A 20,884-nucleotide genomic window follows, 5' to 3' on the forward strand; every position below is an offset into this window, starting at 1 on the left:
TACATTAAGAAATAAACGTCTGATATTGATGCTGATGGAGACACGCTCTTGCCCGCTTTCTATCTTCCTCTGTTTGAAAGCTCAAACGTAATACTCCGTATATGTCTTCTCGTGTTTCTAAAATTCGAATGTTTGTAATACTGATTTCATCTTCTGCTAAATAACCCGTTACTTCTGAAATAATCCCCGGATAGTCAGGAACATCCACATAGAGATCATAAAAGGATGGAATCGCTCCTTTTGTTCGTACAGGAAGCTGATCTCTAAATTGTTTTGCTTGTGAAAAATATGTATAGATATCGTTCGCGTCTTTTCGTTCGATCATATTTCGCACGTCGTTCATTTCTTCAAGCCAGTGGTCAAACATTGAAAGAAGCGCATCCTGGTTATGAAGCAAAATATCTCTCCACATCGCTGGACTGCTTGAAGCAATACGTGTAATATCACGAAACCCTCCAGCTGCAAGCTGCGAAACTAGCTGGTTGTCTTGTTGGTAATATTCTGCTTGATGAACAAGGCTTGCAGCAATAATATGAGGAAAATGGCTGATGACACCCGCTAATTTATCATGTTCTTTTGGTGACATCACAATAATTTTAGCTTTTGTACCACTTAGCAATTCCTTTAAACTGTCCAAAGCCTCCGAAGAAGTAGAAGATGAAGGTGTTAATACATACATGGCATTTTCAAACAAATGAGCTTTAGAAGCAGCTACTCCGCTTTTATGAGACCCAGCCATTGGGTGGCCGCCGATAAACTCAATGCCTTTAGCAATAAGAGCCTCCGCTGTCTTCACTACCTCTTCTTTTGTACTTCCTACGTCTGTGACGATAACAGACTGTTTGAGCGTAAAATGTTCTAACTGTTTTAGCACTTCCGCTGCTTGAGTAACCGGAATGGCAATAACAATATAATCCGCTTGCTCCGCGCCTTGTTGCAAAGAAGAAGCCGCTTGGTCAATTACACCTAGAGTTTTGGCAAGCTCCAGCTGCTCTTGATTAATGTCAAAACCTATTACATCAAGATGATGATGCGTCTTTTTTATATTAAGCGCCAGCGATCCTCCAATTAACCCCAAACCTATAACAAAAACATTTTCTGTCACTTTCCTTCACCTCATTGTGCATATGAAGATGAGAGTGTGAAATCACACTCTCATCTTTTACTATATTAGGTATTAAGCTTTCGCTGCTGCTTGATTAACAAACTGCTGAAGCAATTCAATAATTTGTTCATTTTGTTCTTTCGTTCCCACCGTAATACGAACGGAAGTTGGGAAGCCTAATGCATTCCCTGAACGAACGATAAATCCGCGCTGCAATAAAAATTGAAACACTTCATCGCCTTGACGGCCAAAATCAATTAGAACAAAGTTAGTGAAAGAAGGATAATAGTTTAAACCGTTCTTATCACAGAAAGCATAATATTGCTGCAAGCCTTCTTCATTTTTCTTTTTACACTCTTCAATGAACGCTTGGTCTTCAAGAGCAACGATTGCTGCTTTTTGAGCCATGCGGCTTGTATTAAAAGGTTCACGAGCCGGCTCAATTTTTTGTAGTAATGATTCGTTTGCAATACCGTAACCAATGCGCAAAGAAGCTAAGCCGTATGCTTTTGAAAATGTGCGAAGTACAATTAAGTTTTCGTATTCATTCAAAAACTCTACCGTATCCGGATAGTCGGCTTGATCTGCTGCATACTCAAAATAGGCTTCATCCATAACGATTAATGTATGCTTAGGAACTTGTTTCATAAAAGAAATTAACTCATCGCCCTTCACATACGTTCCCGTTGGGTTATTAGGACTGCATACCCACACAATTGTCGTATTTTCATCAATTGCACGAAGCATAGCATCTAAATCATGATCTCCGCCGCGCAGCGGTACTTCACGAATTTCTGCACCTTCAATTACGGCATTGTGCTTATATTGAGGAAATGACGGCGTTGGCATGACAGTATTTGTATCAGCCGATAGCAAAGCTCGGCAAATAATTTGAATGACTTCATCAGACCCATTTCCAAAAATCAGCTGATCTTGCTCTACGCCTACGTGCTTTGCTACTGCTGCACGCAGTTCAGCTGCATAGCCGTCTGGATAAAGCGCCATATTTTCGATTTCTGCAGCAATCGCTTCTTTTACTAAATCAGAACTGCCGTAAGGATTTTCATTAGAAGCTAATTTTACAACGCGATCTAAATTAAATTCACGCTTTACTTCTTCAATTGGCTTACCTGGTTTATATGGAGATAAAGTTAGTAATTGTTCTTTTACCTTCAACGTGTTACACCTCGCATTTTTGTATAGGCGAAACGATGGATGCAACATACTCCTCAATTTGATTTAATCCGTCTCGGCGTGTATCCTTATTTAAAAGAACTTGTTCAAGCTGGCCAATTTTATTAACAATTGCACTTCCAATTACAATGCCGTCGCTATGTTCTTTTAACACCTCTACTTGTTCACTTGTTGAAATCCCAAAACCGACGGCCACCGGTATAGAAGCTGCTGCTTTCACATCTTCTAAAAAGGTGCCAATATCAGCTGGCAACGTAGAGCGAACCCCAGTAACGCCTAAAGACGACACGCAGTATAAGAAGCCCGTTGCATCTGCAGCGATTTTTTGAATACGCTCTTTAGATGTAGGAGCAACCATTGAAATGTACGCAACTTCATTTTCAGCGGCAAGCTCCCGGATACGGCCACTCTCTTCGTACGGTAAATCCGGAATTAGCACTCCATCTATTTCATTTTCTCGCATTAACGCGAAAAAGGATTCTAAACCTAATTGTAACACAGGATTAAAATAGGTAAAGAGAATTACCGGTATTTTCACACCTTTTTTTCTCATCACCGATACAAGCTTAATTGCTTTTGAAATAGACATACCGCCAGATAAAGCTCTTTTAGACGCCTCTTGAATAATTGGACCATCTGCTAAAGGGTCAGAATATGGTACGCCCAGCTCTAAAATAGAGGCACCTTGCTTTTGCAAAGACAAAGCAATTTCCACCGTTGCATCTTCATGAGGATCTCCTGCTGTAATAAATGGAATAAACAATGTTTCATGTTTAGGTAGTCTCGCTTCAAACGTATTCATGTTCTTCTTCCTTCCCTTCTAGCAAGTTTACTAATGTATGAACGTCCTTATCTCCTCGACCTGACAAGCAAATTAAAATGGTTTCTTCTTTCGTCATGCTTTTAGCCAGTTCAAATGCTTTTGCCAGCGCATGGGCGGACTCAATAGCCGGGATGATTCCCTCTGTTTTCGCCAGCAGCTGAAGAGCTTCGATTGACTCATCATCCGTTACACTTTCATATTCTACTCGTCCAATAGATGAAAGGTGAGAATGCTCTGGACCGATACCTGGATAATCCAAACCTGCTGAAATAGAATAAGGCTCTGTAATTTGACCATTTTCATCTTGAAGTAAATACGTGAGCGTTCCGTGAATAACACCTTTTGTGCCTTTAGCCATTTTAGCAGCATGGAGGGCTGTATTTAGTCCTTTCCCTCCTGCTTCTACGCCGATCAAGCGTACATTTTCTTCTTTAATAAAATCATAAAACATTCCGATTGCATTACTACCGCCTCCAACGCATGCCACGACAGCATTTGGAAGTTTGCCTTCTACCGCTGTAAACTGTTCTTTTGCTTCTTCTCCAATAATTTTTTGGAAATCTCGAACCATTTTAGGATAAGGATGCGGTCCAATGGCCGAACCAATTAAGTAAAAATGATCTTCACAATGTTGAACCCAGTAGCGAATTGCTTCATTTGTTGCATCTTTTAGCGTTTTTGTTCCAGAAGTTGCAGGAATGACTTCCGCTCCTAGAAGCTTCATGCGAAAGACGTTCAACGCCTGACGTTCAATATCTTCTTCTCCCATGAATACTTTACATTCCATTCCGAACTTTGCAGCTACTGTAGCTGTAGCTACCCCGTGCTGACCCGCTCCTGTTTCAGCAATAATTTTTGTTTTCCCCATCCGTTTAGCAAGTAAAATCTGTCCAATGGCATTATTGATTTTGTGAGCACCCGTATGATTTAAGTCTTCACGTTTTAAATAAATTTTTGCTCCGCCGAGCGTTTCGGTAATATTATCAGCGTATGTTAAAGCCGTTGGTCGCCCAGAGTAGTTGACGAGTAAAGACAGATACTCATCTTTAAATGCCGGATCTTTCATTGCTTGATTCAAAGCTGCTTCTACTTCTTCAAGTGGTTTCATTAATGTTTCAGGTACGTATTTTCCGCCAAATTCACCAAAGCGGCCAAATTCATCAGGATGATTGTATGTCATAGTATGATCTTCCTTTCAATTTCTATAATTTTTGTATAGTCCTTCGTTCCATTTGTTTCAATACCGCCAGAAATATCAATCGCCCCAGGCTTGTAGGGTAACAAGTTCTCAATGTTACAAGCATTGATTCCTCCAGCAATAAAACATTTTTTACCTAACCTTTGGGCAGCTGATTCATACTGAGGAACGAAGCTCCAATCAAAAGCAACGCCCGTTCCTCCAAATTGTTCTTTAACCTTGCTATCAATTACATACCCGTCAGCTTCTTCATATACATGCATTTGCTGCAGCGTTTCTTTATTGTGAGGGAGTGCTTTCCACACTTCATATCCACGCTGCTTTAACTGACGTACGTCCGCAGCTGTTTCTTGCCCGTGGCACTGAATTACATCTAAATTTGTTAGGGAGGCAATTTCAAGTATTTGATCAACCGGTGTATTAACAAATACCCCTACTAGCGAGACTTGTTTTTTTATTTCATCCGTTACAAACTCATTTACTTGTTCAGGCTTTACATATCGTTTACTTCTTGGATAGAAAATAAAGCCAATGTGAGTAGCAGCCGAACTTTCGATTAAAGCTATATCTTGTTTTGATCGAATACCACAGTACTTAATGAGCATATTCACTTTCCCCAAACAGCTTTTCAATCGCTTTGGTTTGATTATCCTGCCTCATAAGCGATTCCCCTACTAAAATAGCTTTTGCTCCCGCTTCTTTTACGTAGGAAACATCATCGTATAAGTAAATTCCGCTTTCACTCACTAACAGCTGATTTTTCGGAACGTGCTTAGCGATTTCTTTGGTCTGCTGCACGCTGGTTTCAAACGTGTGAAGATTTCGATTATTAATGCCGATAATCTTCGGGGTAAATACAGCTAGCAGCTTTTCAAGCGTTTCTAGAGAATGCACTTCTACTAAACAATCTAACTCTTTTTCAGCAGCTTGAAGATAAAGCTCTTGCAATTTTAACGGTTCAAGTGCTTCTCCAATGAGTAAAATAGCATCAGCACCGATTCTTGCACTTTCTTCCACTTGAATGGAATCAATGATGAAATCCTTGCGAAGCACAGGGATAGAGACATGCTGTTTAATGTCACTTAAAAACGTTCGATTCCCTTGAAAATAGTGCTGATCTGTTAACACAGACAAAGCATCTGCTTTCCCTTTCTCGTAGGCTTTAGCAATTTCCACAGGCTGAAAATTCTCTTTTATTAATCCTTTGGAAGGAGAAGCTTTTTTCACTTCTGCAATAAGAGCCAGCTCTCGATTCGGATTTGATAAAGCGTCTAAAAATGATCGTTTTGCAACATTTTGCTGTTCGGGTAACTGTAAGTTTTGAATTTCTTCTTTTTTTGTTTCAATAATTTTATTGAGCATGTTCAACCACCTTTTTCGATTTCAATCGTTGTAATTGTGTGTATGCAGCACCTGATTCAATTGTTTCCAAAGCTACAGCTACTCCTTCTTCAAAAGTAGAAACGTTTCCGCTAACGTAAATAGCTGCAGCAGAGTTCAACACGACTGCGTTTTTAGCAGTTACATTGCTTTTATTTAAAAATAGCGATTCAATAAGCTCGGCACTCGATTTTGCATCTTCTACCACTAAGTCTTCAAGCTTCCCTCTCTGTAAGTGTACATCCTCTGGTGCAAGCGTATATTCTGTAATGACATTGCCCTGTACTTCTACAACGTCCGTTACATCAGTGGCACTGATTTCATCCAAACCGTCTCTGCCTGCAACCAGAAGGACGTGGTTAGCTCCAAGTACAACAAGCGCTTCTGCTAATTTTCGTGCAAGCTCAATGGAATAAACGCCAATTACTTGCTTTGTGCAGTTAGTAGGGTTTGCTAATGGACCTAATGCATTAAAAACCGTTCTAAATCCTAATTCCTTTCGAGTAGCAGCAACGTGCTTCATAGCTGGATGATAAAGCGGCGCAAACAAAAAGGACATGTTGAGGTCAGCCACCGCATTTTTCACTTCTTTTTCATTTCCTTGAATCCATATATCCAGATGTTCTAACACGTCGGCACTTCCGCTTTTAGAAGATACGGCGCGGTTCCCGTGTTTCGCAACCTTTACTCCGGCAGCAGATGCCACAATCGCACTAGCCGTCGAGATATTAAACGTAGAGGCCCCATCTCCTCCGGTACCGCATGTATCTACTACGTTTAATTCTTCTAGAGAAATAGCATTCATATTATTTTTCATACCTCGGACAAAACCGACAATTTCATCGACGGTTTCTCCTCGGTACGTTAAGATGGTTAGCACGCTAGCGATTTGAGCTGCCGGGACTTTACCGTTCATAATATCATTCATAATTTTTTCTGCTTCTTCCGCTGAAAGTGACTCACCGCGCAAACACTTTTTTAACAATTCTTTAAACATATACATCCTCCTTTTTATCGTAGATGTCTTGGGCCAATTGAATTGTTTTGATTAAAGCGCTGGCTTTATTGCGGGTTTCTTTCCACTCAAGCTCCGGTTTTGAGTCAGCAACCACTCCTGCTCCAGCCTGGATATAAGCGGTCTGGTCTTTCAAAAGAATGGTCCGAATCGCAATGCACGAATCAATGTTTCCATCAAATCCGAGATATGCTACGGTTCCTGCATATACATTTCGCGCAACTGGTTCAATTTCATTTAAGATTTGCATCGCTCGCACTTTTGGAGCGCCAGATACGGTACCCGCTGGAAATGCAGAAAGCAGCGCATCAATGGGATGTACTTTTTCGTCAAGGCGCCCTGTCACTTTAGAAATCAAGTGCATGACGTGCGAAAAGTTAACCTGCTGCATTAATACTGGTGTTTGGACACTTCCATACTGTGCAACTCGGCCGATGTCATTTCTTGCTAAGTCCACGAGCATATAGTGTTCTGCCCGCTCTTTTTCATCGTTAATTAAGTCTTCGTATAAGCGCGCATCTTCTTCTGCATCCCTGCCACGTCTTCTCGTTCCTGCAATCGGATGAATTTCTAAATGGCCGTTTTCAATTTGAATCAACCGCTCAGGAGAACTTCCAATTAGCTCCACGCCTTTTACTTTCACGTAAAATAAATAAGGAGACGGATTAACTAATCGCAATACTCTGTAAATATCAAATCCAGCTACGGTCGTATCAATTTGAAATCTCTGTGACAATACGGCTTGAAAAACATCTCCGCTTTTAATGTATTCCTTAATTTTTTCCACATCTTGCACAAATTTATCTTTTTGGTATGACGATGTCACGCCTTCAAAGCTAACTTCGCGCTGCTCGCTTTCAAACATCATTGGCTTTTCTTTCACCGTCTGCGCTATTCTTTCAACATATCGATTGATCTCTGCTAAAGCTTCACCGTATTTTTCTTTTTTCTGCTGCTCTTTGTCTTGCTCATTAAGCTTAATGTAGTGAATCACCATAAGCTCTTTTGTTTGATGATTGTACGCAAGCATCGTTTGGCAATAGATAAAGTGAAAAGTAGGCATGTTCAAATCATTTTGGGCATGTACGTTTACTTTTTCAATTTGCGATACTGCGTCGTAGCTGATAAACCCTACTGCTCCTCCTTTAAAAGGAAGTGCAAGGTCTGGTACTTTCACTTTCAGCTCTTGCTGAATTTTACAAAATACCTCTTTAAAGCTGTCTCCTTGCAGCATAGGCTGAAGCTGCTTGTTTTTTGCTAGATAGGTTCCGTTTTCTTCCTCGACATACAAAAATGGATTTAAGCCAATAAAAGAATAATTGGACCATGGTGATGATTCATCATTACTTTCAAGCAAATATACGGCTTCATCTTTTACTTGTTGAAAAAGATCAACAGGTGTCATGCTATCGATAAATATTTTTTTTATAATTGGAATGGTTAAATACTCTGTAGAGTCTTCTAAAAAAGAAGTATACGTGTTCGTCATATCTTTCAATCCTCCATTTCATGGAGAATGAGAATAGATGAGGTTATATAAAAGAGGATATAATAAATAAACCCAAAGACACATCAAAAATGGGCCTTTGGGTATACGAATGGTAAAATTCACTCAACTAAACTCTGCTCAACTGTCTCATTCTCGTCTACCCTAATCTCAACTAAACTGTCTATTGTTTTCTCATAACTAAAATCTCTAAACTAACTTGTTACCAATTGTAGTACGTTTCAAATTCATTTGTCAACTACTATCTACTTGGCTTTAGACGAAACTAAGCTTTAAGCTCTTCATTCAGCAGTTTAAGAATCACTTCATCTTCTACTTGCTGAACAAAAGGCTTGCCTATGCCTTCAAGCAGTACCATGTGAACATTGCTTGATTTAGACTTCTTGTCCGCTTTCATTCTTACGAGCAGTTTTTCAGCTGAAAGATGGTTTGGGACAGACGTCTTGTAGCCAAATTTTTCAAACCATTTCGCAATGTCGTCCACAGGGAACTGACTTTTTCCAAGAACATTGCTGACTTTCATAGCAAACAGCATACCAATCGCTACGCCTTCTCCGTGGCTGATTTGTCCATAGCCGCACTCTGCTTCGATCGCATGACCTAGCGTATGTCCAAAGTTCAGATGGGCGCGAACGCCAGCTTCTGTCTCATCTTCTTTTACAACAGATGCTTTGACTAAAATACCGCTTTGAATAGCATAAATTAATTTTTTATCTTGTAAATCAGTCAGCGATTGTATATTTTGCTGAAGCCATTTATAAAATGCTTCATCGTGAATAAAAGCGTGTTTAATCACTTCTGCAAAACCGGAACGCCATTCTCTTTCGGGAAGCGTTTTAAGAAGATCAATATCATAAACAACCGCTTCTGGCTGATAAAAAGCACCAATCATATTTTTCCCAAGCTCATGATTAATGGCTACTTTACCGCCTACAGCACTATCGTGTGCAAGAAGCGTCGTTGGCACTTGAATAAAAGAAATTCCTCTCATATAAGTAGCGGCTACAAATCCAGCTAAATCGCCTACTACCCCTCCGCCAAAAGCAATAACGAGCGCATTTCGATCAAGCTGCTGCTCGAGCGCAAATGTCTGACAATCGTAGTAATGTTGAAATGACTTTGCATGTTCACCGCTTGGCACTACGTATTTAGCCACTTTAAACTTTGTATTAATCGCTTTTACAACCGCTTCTCCATAATATGAATCTACGGCTGAATCGGTGATGATTAACACGGACGACAGATTAGGTTTTACACTCTCGATAATAGAAGGCAGCTTTTCAATTAATCCATTGCCTAAATAAAGAGGATATGTTTTGGATAAAGTTTGAATATCAATTTGCAACATTAAAACTCCCTCGCATGTGCACGCATTTTCTCAATATTTTCAGCAATTAAATCAATTCGGTCTTGTCCAAACTGTTCGATTAGCGCATCAGCCAATTCCCAAGCTACAACGGCTTCTGCTACAACGCTTGCAGCCGGCACAGCGCAGCTGTCTGAACGTTCGATGCTTGCCTCGAAGACTTCTTTTGTTTCAATATCAACACTTTTTAACGGCTTGTAAAGCGTTGGAATAGGTTTCATTACACCGCGTACTACAATTGGCATACCTGTTGTCATGCCGCCTTCAAAGCCGCCTAAGTTGTTTGTTTTACGGGTATACCCGTTCTTTTCATCCCATAGAATTTCGTCATGAACTTCGCTTCCTGGTCTGCGAGCCGCTTCAAAGCCAATCCCAAACTCAACGCCTTTAAATGCATTAATGCTCATAACAGCTGCAGCAATCTTCGTATCTAATTTACGATCGTAATGAACATAGCTGCCTACTCCTGCTGGCACGCCTTCAATAATAACTTCTACTACGCCTCCGATAGAATCGCCATTTTTCTTAGCATCATCGATTGCTTGCATCATGTCTTTCTCAACAGCTGAGTCAAAACATCTTACTGGGGAAGCTTCAGTGACTTCTTGAAGGTCCTCTAAGCTTTTGTATTGAGGCGGATTTGCCTGTACGCCGCCAATTTCTAATACATGTCCAGCTACAGAAATCCCGAACTGAGCAAGAATTTGACGAGCCACAGCACCTGCTGCTACCCTTACAGTTGTTTCGCGAGCTGAAGAACGTTCTAATACATTTCTCATATCGCGATGACCATATTTAATAGCGCCGTTTAAATCGGCATGCCCTGGTCTTGGTCTTGAGATTTTACGCTTTACTTCTTCTGACTCTTCTTCAGAAATTGGCTCGATGCCCATAATTTTTGTCCAGTGTTTCCAGTCGTTATTTTCTACCGCTAACGTAATAGGAGATCCTAGCGTATAGCCGTGGCGGACACCGCTTAAAATTTCCGCTTGATCTTTTTCAATTTGCATACGTCTTCCGCGACCATGACCTTTTTGTCTTCGCGCTAAATCTGTATTGATGTCTTCGGCTGTTAAAGGAAGCCCTGCCGGAACACCCTCTAAAATAGTAGTCAATTGTGGACCATGTGATTCTCCTGCTGTTAAATATCGCATAATCGTACCTCCGCTTAATATGTATTATTCGTCAGAATTTTTCCATTTTTAAATATGACTATACCATACTATAACATAAGAATGTACAAAAAGTTTCACCTCAGCTTTTAAGAAACCGCTTCTGGTTGTCTCGATTAAATGGTCTTTACTTTTCTGTAAAAAAACGTATCAGCCGTTTCAAATCCATACTTTTGCGGAGTAAAAACCTGTTCTGTGCTACCTACAAATAAGATGCCGCCAAGTGCTAAAGATCTGCTGAATTTTTCATATAAAGCATGCTTTGCTTCATCTGTAAAATAAATAAGCACATTTCGACAAACAATCAAGTCAACGTTTTTTGGAAAAGAGTCTGACAGTAAGTTATGTTTCTGAAAAACAACTGTTTTTTTGATTTTTTCATCTAATAAGTACCCGGTTCCTCTTTGTTGAAAGTACTTATTTTTCATCGAAACAGGCATTTCCTGAAGTGAACGTTCATCATAAAAGCCTATTTTTGCTTTTTCGATCACTTTTTCATCCAAATCAGTCGCCAATATAGAAATACGCGAAAGAGGAAAAAATGTTGATAAAACCATCGCTAGTGTATATGGCTCTTCCCCTGTTGAACAGGCAGCGCTCCACACTTTCAGGTCTGTTTTTCCTTTTACAAGAGCCGGTAAAATTTTTTGCTCCAATATATCCCACCGCTGATAGTTGCGATAAAACTCTGACACGTTAATCGTCATCCGATCTAAAAACTCCTCAAGCAGTTCGTTATTACTGCTCATTGCTCGATAATATTCAAAAAAACTAGAAAAACCTTTTTTTTCATATAGGGAGGTAAGGCGGCGTTGCATTTGAGACTGCTTATATAGTGATAAATCAATGCCTGTTTTTATTTTTATTTTCTCCACAAACGCGTCGTATTCATCTATCATTTTTGACTCTCCTTTCTTATTTCTATACGTTGATGCTATATAAAGAAATAAAACCTTTATATATGCTTATCTTCTTACTAATATATCGGAATACATTGTGAAAATGTTTATGTAGAGAGATATTCGCAATCTATAGCCTAGGACCTATTTATAAAAACAATAAAAAAGACGAATGAAAATTCATTCGTCTCCTTGCGCTATCTAAATTAGTAAATCCAAGCGTCTGCGTCTTTTTTATAGAAAGTCAGCTCTTCACTTTCAAAGAATAAGCTGATTTCACGCTCCGCACTTTCTGGTGAATCTGAGCCGTGAATAATATTCTTATCGACAATCAGTCCATAATCACCTCGAATAGTTCCAGGAAGGGCTTCTTGAGGGTTAGTTTTCCCCACCATTTGACGTGATACTGAAATCACGTTTTCACCTTCCCATACCATAGCAAAAACTGGACCTGATGTGATAAATTTCACTAACTCACCGAAAAAAGCTTTCTCTTTATGTTCACCGTAGTGTGTTTCAGCTAATTCCTGCGAAATATGCATAAGCTTAGCTCCGACTAATTGAAAACCTTTTTTCTCAAAGCGAGAAATAACCTCACCAATAATGCTTCTTTGTACCCCATCTGGTTTGACCATTAAAAACGTTTTTTGTATCATTTTACTCTCCACCCCTGAAGTTCATGATATGTAAACAAGTTTTGAAAGCGCAATCACACCTCATGAAGATATTAACATTGTTTCGAGCAGTTTACAACTTATGAAAGTAAATAAATCAAAATTTCCGTTTTCCAATGTACTTCGCAATTTGATGCAGCGTTTTTTTCGCCTTGTTTGGCGGCAGTTCTTCTAAAATGCTCATCGCTTTTTGCAGATAACGATCGCTCATCTCAAATGAACGTTCAATGGCGTTAGAAGATTTAATATCAGAAATAATTTCATTGATCAGCTCTTGCTCATATTCCCTCTCGAAAAGCTGTTCTACTTTATCTCGAAACTCAGCATTTTCAATGGCATACAAAACTGGCAGCGTAATATTTCCTTGCAGTAAGTCGCTGCCAACTGGTTTCCCAAGCTGTTCTTCTGATGAGATAAAATCTAAAATGTCATCGGTAATTTGAAATGACATTCCCACGTAATATCCAAACCAAAATAAACGTTTATGTATATCTTCAGGAGCTCCCGCTGCAATTGCACCTAACTGACAGCTTGCAGCAATTAGCAGTGCCGTTTTACGTTTAATTCTACGCAGATACACGCGTAAGTTTTGGTTTAGGTTGTATTTGTCCTTAATCTGTTCAATTTCACCGAGCGTTAATTCCACCATCGTATTAGATAAAATTTTATGTGCTTCCACATCTTTAACCTCACTCATAACTTCAAGCGCACGAGCAAAGATGTAATCCCCTGTATACATAGCAATACGATTGTCCCATTTTGCCTTAATTGTTGGTTTTCCGCGTCTCTTATCAGCGTCATCAATAACATCATCATGAACAAGGGACGCCATATGAATCAGCTCAAGCGCTACTGCCACGTGTTTGATTTGGTCGATGTTGTAATCCCCAAATTTAGCTGCCAACAAAACAAATACAGGGCGAATTCGTTTCCCCCCTGCTTGTAAAAGGTGAAGAGAAGCATCTGTGATAAGTGTTTCATCGGTATGAACAGTTTGTTCAAGTTCTTTCTCAATAAGGGTAATATCCGTATTCAAAAAAGCGTACATCATTTTTAGTTTCATTGGACTCACCTTGCATTATATATTCATTCTTTACTCCTTATCCTACAGGCTGTTGCACCTGTAGGACAAGCTTTTTCTCTTTTATCGTTTGTACCCTAGATGCATCGCTGCTACTCCACCTGTGTAAGATTTCACTTCAACATCTGTCAAACCGGCTTCACGGAACATATCAGCCAATTGCTTTTGACCCGGAAAGTCCCTAGCTGACTCTTGAAGCCATGAATATTCATCATAGCTTTTAGCGACCATCTTTCCAAGCGCAGGCATAATATACTTAAAATAAAGCAAGTACATTTGTCGGTAGCCGATCATCGTGGGCTGAGATGTTTCAAGGCAAACCACTTTTCCGCCAGGTTTCACGACGCGCTGCATTTCCTTTAACACTTGAAGGTAATCGGGCACGTTGCGCAGTCCGAATCCAATCGTTACATAGTCAAATGAATTATCTTCAAAAGGAAGTTCCATTGCATTGCCATGTAGTAAGGTAATATTTGAAAAAGGTGAGTTTTTTACTTTCTCTTCACCAATCTTTAGCATATTCTGACTAAAATCCAGGCCAACTGCCTCTCCTGTTTCTCCAACTGCTTCCGCCATAGCTAGCGTCCAATCCGCAGTTCCGCAACAAACATCTAAAGCTTTTGTTCCTTTTTGAACATTCATTCGCTTCATCGTATCTTTGCGCCATGCCTTATGACGCTGAAAACTAATAACAGAATTCATTTGATCATAATTTTTGTATATTTTTTCAAATACGCCATGGACACGCTGTTCTTTTGATTGCTGCATATCTCTATCCTTCTCCTACGACATTTTTCAGCACTTCTAAGCTAGATGTAAGTTCATCTAAGTGCTCTCTTAAAAACTCATTCATCACAAATTCACTTCGTAAGTATCCTCTAACAATGTTTACAGACTGTTGATTATACGAATAAAGGTATTCTTTTATTTGTTCTTGATTCATACCAATTTGTTTGCAATAGTTTAGCAAGAGAGTAGGCTCTTTATGCTGTAATGACTTTAATTGCTTTAATATCCCGTTCAAATACGCTGCATGTTTTAAAAGTTCTTTCCACTCTTCACGTTCAAAATAGTCACATAAGCATCTTACAAACGATGATTCTGCTGCTAAAAAACTATTCATAACGTCGTGTGGATTAGTGGAGCGATTGTTATAAATGTGTATCTTAGCGATATTAATTTCTTTAATAGCAGATGCTATAACTTTCATTAAATTCAGCTGGTTGCTTTGAGCTAAATAGTAATAGTACAGGCCGCTGTAATAATCTCCGGCCAAAACTACTAGCTGCCGCTCATGCAGCTTTCCTTCATTTCCGCTAACATTTTGAGTGGAGACTAGATCGTGGGTATCAAGTGCGGTTTGAACGAGCATCACAGATAGCACAGAGCTGTTCTTTTTTTCTTCTTCCATTGAAAGAGTATCTAAGAACGAACACATGTACAGTAATCTATTTTCATCAATACGCGGATGATGAATATATTTTTTTACATATGGATGACTTAATTCAACATGAAGCTGTTCTTTCATGTTGGCCACAATATCATAGATGGTTTTTACGCTCATCATCCTTGTCTCCCTTTCCATCACTATTTGTTTAAAGTTCTTTTAACTCCAAATCGATAGTGTCAATTATAACATAATTACATTATAAAATATCCTTTAAATTCTTTTGAAGCTTTTTCACGGTTTAAATCATTTAGCTGCTCATCCGCTTGAACACCGTTCATCTACATACCATCTGGATTCCTTAGACAGTAATTTAAGATATTGCTTTTAGTTTCACCATGTTTTTCCTGTTCTTATTCATTTATTTTAAATATAAATAAAAGCAGGAAAATCCCTGCTTATTTTTTCGTATCGGATTCAATTTCTCCGTGAACAGTCTGAATGACGGCTTTGCCACGAATTTTAATTGCGGATGTATGCTCAGTAAACTGCGCAATCATTACTTCGCCTTTATCTAGTTTTTCTGAATGATGAAATCGCGTATCTGCTCCTCGCGTTAAGCCAATTACGTTAACTCCATCTTCGACCGCTTTAATGACAATATACTCCGGCGTTCCTTTTTGTGTCATATTCTCTTCTCCTTCATCATCCACATTATGATTTAATCAGTGATAAAACTTCAGCTCTAGAACTTGCATCGTGTTCTAACACTCCGCGTACAGCAGAAGTGATTGTCATAGCTCCAGGCTTTTTAATGCCTCGCATGGTCATACACATGTGCTCTGCTTCCACTACTACCATTACCCCGTGCGGCTCTAATGTTTCTACAATAGAATCCGCCACTGTAGATGTAATTCTCTCCTGAAGCTGAGGACGTTTCGCAACAGCTTCTACCGCTCTTGCCAGCTTACTTAAACCGGTCACTCGTCCGCCTTTTGGAATATACGCAACATGAGCTTTTCCGTAAAAAGGCACTAAGTGGTGTTCACACATAGAGTAAAAAGGAATATCTTTTACAAGCACTAGCTCTTCATGGTCTTCTCCAAAAACTGTTTTAAAATGCTCTTTTGGATCTTCATCCAACCCGGAAAAGACTTCCTCATACATTTTAGCTACTCGCTTTGGTGTATCTAATAATCCTTCACGGTTTGGATCTTCGCCAATTGCTTCTAAAATTAGTCTCACGGCTTGTTCGATCTGTGGTTTATTTACAGATGACATGTTGTTGCCCTCCAATTCGTTGCATTGCGACTTTATGAAAAAAATTCTAGCATATGTATATACCAAAGGCAAAAAAGAAAGGTCGCAAATGTGCGACCTTTCAAAGCTCTTCATCAACGGCTATGAATAAAGCCATTTTATGTAGATATTATTTTACAGCATCTTTAAGAGCTTTACCTGGTTTGAATGCAGGAACTTTGCTAGCAGGAATTTCGATTTCTTCGCCAGTTTGTGGATTGCGTCCTTTACGAGCAGCACGTTCACGTACTTCGAAGTTACCAAAACCGATAAGTTGAACTTTGTCCTCAGCTTTTAAAGCTTCTAAGATTGTATCGAAAACAGCATCAACTGCTTTTGTAGCATCCTTTTTTGAAAGCTCACTTGCTTCTGCAACAGCATTAATTAATTCTGTCTTGTTCATGCCATTCACCTCCTCCCAAAATCGGATCATATAATAACTAAAAACCTTGTTAGAAAAGGAATCTAGTAATTCGTTATATCTCATTCTTTAACAAAACAAATGGATATTATACATAACCTATGTATCGACAAGCCTAATCATAAACGATTGAACTAAATAATTCAATGTTTTTCATTCATCTGCCGTATGTATGTAGTGAAAACAGTATGATCGATCGATTTCTGTTAAAAGATTAACATATTGAACAAGGCATAGCAAGCAGAAAATAACGCAGGAATAGGATAACCACGCGATCTATCACAATATATGTAAAGTTTTGTATGATCTATCCAAAAAGAAGAGGCTCCTTTATGAGGAGCCTAACGTTACATGCTTATAGAATAATCGCGATTAAACCTCCGGATCCTTCGTTAATAATCCGTTCTAGCGTTTCTTTTAACTTATATCGCGCATTTTCAGGCATCAGCGACAGCTTTCCTTGAATCCCTTCTCTTACGATTGAACTTAGAGAGCGGCCAAATATATCTGAATTCCAAATTGAAAGCGGATCATCTTCAAAGTCTTGCATCAAATAACGAACTAATTCTTCGCTTTGCTTCTCCGTTCCGATAATCGGCGCAAATTCTGATTCTACATCCACTTTAATCATGTGTATAGAAGGTGCCACTGCTTTTAAACGAACTCCAAAACGCGATCCTTGGCGAATAATTTCAGGTTCATCAAGGCTCATATCCGAAAGCGAAGGTGCAGCTACACCATAACCCGTTTGTTTAACCATACGAAGGGCATCAGAGACTTGATCATACTCGGTTTTTGCATGAACAAAGTCTTGCATTAACTGCAGCAAATGATCTCTTCCGCGAATTTCTACTCCCACGATTTCTTTCAAAATCTGGTCGTATAAGTCATCTGGAGCGTATAAGTCAATTTCGGCAATTCCCTGCCCCATCTCAATTCCGGCTAATCGAGCCTGATCGATGAACTCAAACTGACTAAATTGCTCTACTACCCGTTCAACGTCTCTCAGCCTCTTAATATCTTTTACCGTTTCTTTAACGGCTTCTTGATAGCTTTCACGCAGCCAATGTTTATCTTTTAAAACCATTACCCAGCTTGGTAGATTAACGTTAACTTCTAATACAGGGAACTCATAGAGTGCTTCTCTTAATACGTTCATCACATCAGTATCGCGCATGCTTTCCACACTCATCGCTAATACTGGAATATCATATTTTTCATTAAGTTTTGCACGAAGCTTTTCTGTATCAGGATGATATGGCTGTACGGTATTAATAACCATGATAAATGGTTTACCTACTTCTTTTAGCTCATTAATGACGCGCTCTTCTGCTTCGACGTAATCTTGACGAGGTATATCTCCAATTGAACCATCAGTTGTAATGACGACACCAATCGTTGAGTGTTCTTGAATTACCTTTCTCGTTCCAATTTCAGCCGCTTCGTGAAATGGAATTGGTTCTTCATACCAAGGTGTATTGATCATTCGAGGTCCGTTTTCATCTTCGTACCCTTTAGCCCCAGGCACCGTATATCCTACACAATCTACTAACCGTATGTTAACTTCTAGCCCGTCATCTACCAAAACATTAACTGCTTGATTCGGTACGAATTTCGGCTCAGTTGTCATAATCGTTTTTCCAGCTGCACTTTGTGGTAGTTCATCTTGTGTGCGAGCTCTTTCTGCCTCGTTCTCGATGTGAGGCAGGACCACCAGCTCCATAAATTTTTTAATAAATGTAGATTTTCCTGTTCGAACTGCTCCCACCACACCTAAATATATATCGCCTCCTGTACGTTCAGCGATATCTTTAAATACATCCACCTTTTCCAAAAGATCCCCTCCGATCTATGAGTTCATGGAATATGACATCCATTGCGAGAGTAAATTAGGACACTATATAGTTATGACGTTGTCCTATTAAAATATGACTTTTGATAGAAAAATTTATGATTTTTTTCATGCACATGCTGACTTAGTCATTCTGATTATCATTATTGGTGTACAAGAAAGAGAAAACCCCTTCTCTCTGAATATTATTCAAGGAGAAGGGGTTCATGACTTATTTTTTAAAAAATATTGGTTCATTCTTATCGTTGACTGTATAAGGAAGAGAGTAAGCAGGTACAAAATCACTGTTTTCCACAAGGAGCTTTCGTATATCTTCACCAGGTTTGTAGGAGCTTTTATGCTTTTGAATGGCATCATACAAATCAGGACGATAATCTACAAATACATCTCCCTGTCCATTAACAATTAAAGAAAGACTATTCCCTGTATATGGGCTAGTAACGACAGGAGGCTCTTTCATATTTAATTTTTTATAATTAATAGAGAATACGCCGGGAGCGATGACGTCTTTAAACGGTACGTACCCTTTATGATTTTGACGGTATATATTCAAATGTACGTTAACATCTTGAATCGTATCCGCCATCCGTAAGTCTAATAATTTAACCGTGGGGTTTGTTTCTGCATCCACAAGTACGTACGCAAATATCCCTCCGCTTTCATACGAATTCCCAGGTGCGTCTTGCATGTATCTAGGAACAATTTTCGTAAAGTCAATTGGATATTTTTGATAAATCGGCGTGTCCATATCTTTCGTTTTTATTGGCAATAAGCCTCCGCTTTCTTGTTTAAATTGATCAACCGCCGTTTGCACGGAAGCAACTTGATCTTTATAAGGAACTTGATTTTGAGACATTCTTTCCGCCGGGTACAAACAACCGGATAATACAAAAATGGTTAACCCAACAATAGACGTTAGCATGAATTTTTTCATTTCCCTCACCCTACCATATGTACATTAAGCATCTGTCGGCCCGCTGAATACGACAATTACCATAATAAGACCCGCTACAATCATAAGCGAATAGGCAATGAAAGCGAGTACAATTTTACCAATGCGGTTCGTAATTTTATAACGACTAAAGTAAATAGAAAATACCGAAATAAACATAAATACAATGGAACCCAATGAAATCCACATCTTTAACAAACCTGGTGACAAATTGCATCCACTCCTTTTTTCACCGTTATTATAACATAAGGACTTATAGTTAAGATGGATATTGATAGAACTTTCTAAATTCACTATTTATTTACCTTCCAGTAATTCAAGCTCTATAGTAATTACTTTCCTATTAAATTAACAAATTCCTGCTTTTTTACATAAAAAAAATCGAAGCGAAGGGGGCTCTTCGCTTCGATCATAACTAAATATTCCCATACTAACAGTTCTACTCATCTTTATTTACACGTTATTTTATGCAAGTAAATGATTTTGGGTATCACCAATTGCCTATTTTTTCATATTTCTTTGCACTTAATTTAATTTTTCTCCTAAAACATTCGCTAAATCTTCCATTTCATGTGTTTTAGTACGAGACATAAGGGCGTCTACTGCATCTTTTGCCTTCACATCATTAAACAGTACATTATATAAAGCATCAGCAATCGGCATTTTTACGTCATATTTTTGAGATAGCTGGTAAGCTGCTTTCGTCGTGCGTACACCTTCTACAACCATTCCCATATTTTCTAATACTTCGTCTAAATTTTTGCCTTTTCCAAGAAGATTACCAGCGCGCCAATTTCGAGAATGAACGCTTGTACACGTTACAATCAAGTCTCCAATCCCGGTTAAACCTGAGAACGTCAGAGGATTGGCACCAAGCACAGTACCTAAACGAGCGATTTCAGCTAAGCCACGAGTCATAAGAGCGGCCTTCGCATTGTCACCATATCCAAGTCCATCCGTGATACCAGCAGCAAGAGCAATAATATTTTTTAACGCTCCCCCAATTTCCACACCAATCACATCAGGATTTGTATAAACACGGAAGTACTGCTGATTATTAAATAAATCCTGCACTTTTTCTGCTGCTTGTATATTTGCTGAAGCTGACGTCACGGTTGTCGGCTGCCTTCTACTTACTTCTTCAGCATGACTCGGACCTGATAAGACAACGATGTCTTTTGTATCAATTTCTTGTTGAATCATTTGAGATATACGTAAAAGAGAATCCGGTTCAATCCCTTTACTTACGTGAACAATTGTAAATAGTTCATCGGTAAGGGATTTTAGCTGTTGCAACACTTCACGAATGGCCTTCGTTGGAACAGCTAAAATAAGGGTTTCAACACCTTCTATTGCCTTTTCTAATGACGTAAAACCTTTAATCTGATGAGGAAGCTCTACACCAGGCAAATATTTTTCATTCTGATGCATCTCGTTGATTTGATCAATGACTTGTTGTCTATGTCCCCAAATGCGAACATCGTGTCCATTTTCCGCCAATACGAAAGCTAATGCAGTTCCCCAGCTTCCTGCTCCTAGTACAGCTATTCTTTCCACGC

General features: G+C 39.1%; 22 protein-coding genes. All 22 read right to left on the reverse strand.

The genetic code is table 11. The features are described 5' to 3' along the window. Positions 1-4 precede the first annotated feature (4 nt). The 22 genes from AC3WJG_RS05605 to AC3WJG_RS05710 all read right to left on the reverse strand — a co-directional run bounded on the left by AC3WJG_RS05605 (position 5) and on the right by AC3WJG_RS05710 (position 20,882). Positions 5-1,105: a prephenate dehydrogenase gene (locus tag AC3WJG_RS05605; protein ID WP_028410746.1), complete on the reverse strand. Its 1,101-nt coding sequence runs from the start codon at positions 1,103-1,105 to the stop codon at positions 5-7. A 72-nt stretch (positions 1,106-1,177) separates the two neighbouring features. Beyond that, complete coding sequence (gene hisC, locus AC3WJG_RS05610; protein WP_102812622.1) at positions 1,178-2,281, reverse strand: histidinol-phosphate transaminase; 1,104 nt, start codon at positions 2,279-2,281, stop codon at positions 1,178-1,180. A gap of 4 nt (positions 2,282-2,285) precedes the next feature. Then, entirely contained in the window at positions 2,286-3,101 is an 816-nt protein-coding gene (gene trpA / locus AC3WJG_RS05615) for a tryptophan synthase subunit alpha (RefSeq protein ID WP_013084883.1), read from the reverse strand. Continuing rightward, positions 3,088-4,302, reverse strand: a complete 1,215-nt coding sequence (gene trpB, locus AC3WJG_RS05620; protein ID WP_013059002.1) for a tryptophan synthase subunit beta — start codon at positions 4,300-4,302, stop codon at positions 3,088-3,090. Before trpB ends, trpA begins: the two co-directional genes overlap by 14 nt. Then, positions 4,299-4,925, reverse strand: coding sequence for a phosphoribosylanthranilate isomerase (locus AC3WJG_RS05625; RefSeq protein WP_028410745.1), 627 nt, complete (start codon positions 4,923-4,925; stop codon positions 4,299-4,301). Before AC3WJG_RS05625 ends, trpB begins: the two co-directional genes overlap by 4 nt. Continuing rightward, complete coding sequence (gene trpC, locus AC3WJG_RS05630; RefSeq protein WP_013084885.1) at positions 4,915-5,682, reverse strand: indole-3-glycerol phosphate synthase TrpC; 768 nt, start codon at positions 5,680-5,682, stop codon at positions 4,915-4,917. The genes AC3WJG_RS05625 and trpC overlap by 11 nt, the downstream gene beginning before the upstream one ends. Continuing rightward, the gene (gene trpD / locus AC3WJG_RS05635) at positions 5,672-6,697 is read right to left on the reverse strand and encodes an anthranilate phosphoribosyltransferase (RefSeq protein WP_013059005.1); all 1,026 of its coding nucleotides are present in this window, start codon (positions 6,695-6,697) and stop codon (positions 5,672-5,674) included. Before trpD ends, trpC begins: the two co-directional genes overlap by 11 nt. After that, positions 6,690-8,204: an anthranilate synthase component I gene (gene trpE / locus AC3WJG_RS05640; protein WP_028410743.1), complete on the reverse strand. Its 1,515-nt coding sequence runs from the start codon at positions 8,202-8,204 to the stop codon at positions 6,690-6,692. Before trpE ends, trpD begins: the two co-directional genes overlap by 8 nt. 283 nt (positions 8,205-8,487) lie before the next feature. Next, entirely contained in the window at positions 8,488-9,570 is a 1,083-nt protein-coding gene (aroB, locus tag AC3WJG_RS05645) for a 3-dehydroquinate synthase (RefSeq protein WP_102812623.1), read from the reverse strand. Continuing rightward, a complete protein-coding gene (gene aroC / locus AC3WJG_RS05650; protein ID WP_102812624.1) occupies positions 9,570-10,742 on the reverse strand; it encodes a chorismate synthase in 1,173 nt (390 codons plus the stop codon). Before aroC ends, aroB begins: the two co-directional genes overlap by 1 nt. Before the next feature lie 134 nt (positions 10,743-10,876). Further along, entirely contained in the window at positions 10,877-11,659 is a 783-nt protein-coding gene (locus AC3WJG_RS05655; RefSeq protein ID WP_337133929.1) for a CheR family methyltransferase, read from the reverse strand. Between the two features lie 206 nt (positions 11,660-11,865). After that, the gene (gene ndk / locus AC3WJG_RS05660; protein ID WP_028410739.1) at positions 11,866-12,315 is read right to left on the reverse strand and encodes a nucleoside-diphosphate kinase; all 450 of its coding nucleotides are present in this window, start codon (positions 12,313-12,315) and stop codon (positions 11,866-11,868) included. Between the two features lie 115 nt (positions 12,316-12,430). Beyond that, positions 12,431-13,396, reverse strand: a complete 966-nt coding sequence (gene hepT / locus AC3WJG_RS05665; RefSeq protein WP_028410738.1) for a heptaprenyl diphosphate synthase component II — start codon at positions 13,394-13,396, stop codon at positions 12,431-12,433. An 81-nt stretch (positions 13,397-13,477) separates the two neighbouring features. Next, positions 13,478-14,182, reverse strand: a complete 705-nt coding sequence (locus AC3WJG_RS05670; protein WP_013059012.1) for a demethylmenaquinone methyltransferase — start codon at positions 14,180-14,182, stop codon at positions 13,478-13,480. A gap of 4 nt (positions 14,183-14,186) precedes the next feature. After that, the gene (locus AC3WJG_RS05675) at positions 14,187-14,981 is read right to left on the reverse strand and encodes a heptaprenyl diphosphate synthase component 1 (protein WP_337133928.1); all 795 of its coding nucleotides are present in this window, start codon (positions 14,979-14,981) and stop codon (positions 14,187-14,189) included. Between the two features lie 278 nt (positions 14,982-15,259). Further along, entirely contained in the window at positions 15,260-15,490 is a 231-nt protein-coding gene (gene mtrB, locus AC3WJG_RS05680) for a trp RNA-binding attenuation protein MtrB (protein WP_013059014.1), read from the reverse strand. Positions 15,491-15,515: 25 nt separating this feature from the next. Next, complete coding sequence (gene folE / locus AC3WJG_RS05685) at positions 15,516-16,082, reverse strand: GTP cyclohydrolase I FolE (protein ID WP_337133927.1); 567 nt, start codon at positions 16,080-16,082, stop codon at positions 15,516-15,518. A gap of 148 nt (positions 16,083-16,230) precedes the next feature. Continuing rightward, the gene (locus AC3WJG_RS05690) at positions 16,231-16,503 is read right to left on the reverse strand and encodes an HU family DNA-binding protein (RefSeq protein ID WP_013059016.1); all 273 of its coding nucleotides are present in this window, start codon (positions 16,501-16,503) and stop codon (positions 16,231-16,233) included. 373 nt (positions 16,504-16,876) lie between these two features. Then, a complete protein-coding gene (gene spoIVA / locus AC3WJG_RS05695) occupies positions 16,877-18,355 on the reverse strand; it encodes a stage IV sporulation protein A (protein ID WP_013059017.1) in 1,479 nt (492 codons plus the stop codon). Between the two features lie 229 nt (positions 18,356-18,584). After that, on the reverse strand, positions 18,585-19,307 hold the full coding sequence (locus AC3WJG_RS05700) for a YphF family lipoprotein (protein ID WP_028410737.1): 723 nt from the start codon (positions 19,305-19,307) through the stop codon (positions 18,585-18,587). Positions 19,308-19,331: 24 nt separating this feature from the next. Next, positions 19,332-19,535 carry a DUF2768 domain-containing protein gene (locus AC3WJG_RS05705; protein WP_013059020.1) on the reverse strand — a complete coding sequence of 68 codons (204 nt, stop codon included), beginning with the start codon at positions 19,533-19,535 and terminating at the stop codon, positions 19,332-19,334. A gap of 315 nt (positions 19,536-19,850) precedes the next feature. Next, a complete protein-coding gene (locus AC3WJG_RS05710) occupies positions 19,851-20,882 on the reverse strand; it encodes an NAD(P)H-dependent glycerol-3-phosphate dehydrogenase (RefSeq protein ID WP_102812625.1) in 1,032 nt (343 codons plus the stop codon). Between the last annotated feature and the right edge of the window lie 2 nt (positions 20,883-20,884).

This window comes from Priestia sp. FW507-14D1A, from assembly GCF_058781295.1.

Bases quoted from the DNA above. Each gene is read 5' to 3' on its own strand.
- mtrB (WP_013059014.1), bottom strand. From the start codon at position 15,490: ATGACACAAAAAGGAACGCCGGAGTATATTGTCATTAAAGCGGTCGAA.
- AC3WJG_RS05655 (WP_337133929.1), bottom strand. From the start codon at position 11,659: ATGATAGATGAATACGACGCGTTTGTGGAGAAAATAAAAATAAAAACA.
- trpC (WP_013084885.1), bottom strand. From the start codon at position 5,682: ATGCTCAATAAAATTATTGAAACAAAAAAAGAAGAAATTCAAAACTTA.
- AC3WJG_RS05675 (WP_337133928.1), bottom strand. From the start codon at position 14,981: ATGATGAGCGTAAAAACCATCTATGATATTGTGGCCAACATGAAAGAA.
- AC3WJG_RS05670 (WP_013059012.1), bottom strand. From the start codon at position 14,182: ATGCAGCAATCAAAAGAACAGCGTGTCCATGGCGTATTTGAAAAAATA.
- trpB (WP_013059002.1), bottom strand. From the start codon at position 4,302: ATGACATACAATCATCCTGATGAATTTGGCCGCTTTGGTGAATTTGGC.
- ndk (WP_028410739.1), bottom strand. From the start codon at position 12,315: ATGATACAAAAAACGTTTTTAATGGTCAAACCAGATGGGGTACAAAGA.
- hepT (WP_028410738.1), bottom strand. From the start codon at position 13,396: ATGAAACTAAAAATGATGTACGCTTTTTTGAATACGGATATTACCCTT.
- aroB (WP_102812623.1), bottom strand. From the start codon at position 9,570: ATGTTGCAAATTGATATTCAAACTTTATCCAAAACATATCCTCTTTAT.
- AC3WJG_RS05700 (WP_028410737.1), bottom strand. From the start codon at position 19,307: ATGAAAAAATTCATGCTAACGTCTATTGTTGGGTTAACCATTTTTGTA.
- trpE (WP_028410743.1), bottom strand. From the start codon at position 8,204: ATGACGAACACGTATACTTCTTTTTTAGAAGACTCTACAGAGTATTTA.
- aroC (WP_102812624.1), bottom strand. From the start codon at position 10,742: ATGCGATATTTAACAGCAGGAGAATCACATGGTCCACAATTGACTACT.
- trpA (WP_013084883.1), bottom strand. From the start codon at position 3,101: ATGAATACGTTTGAAGCGAGACTACCTAAACATGAAACATTGTTTATT.
- trpD (WP_013059005.1), bottom strand. From the start codon at position 6,697: ATGTTTAAAGAATTGTTAAAAAAGTGTTTGCGCGGTGAGTCACTTTCA.
- folE (WP_337133927.1), bottom strand. From the start codon at position 16,082: ATGTCATCTGTAAATAAACCACAGATCGAACAAGCCGTGAGACTAATT.
- AC3WJG_RS05625 (WP_028410745.1), bottom strand. From the start codon at position 4,925: ATGCTCATTAAGTACTGTGGTATTCGATCAAAACAAGATATAGCTTTA.
- AC3WJG_RS05690 (WP_013059016.1), bottom strand. From the start codon at position 16,503: ATGAACAAGACAGAATTAATTAATGCTGTTGCAGAAGCAAGTGAGCTT.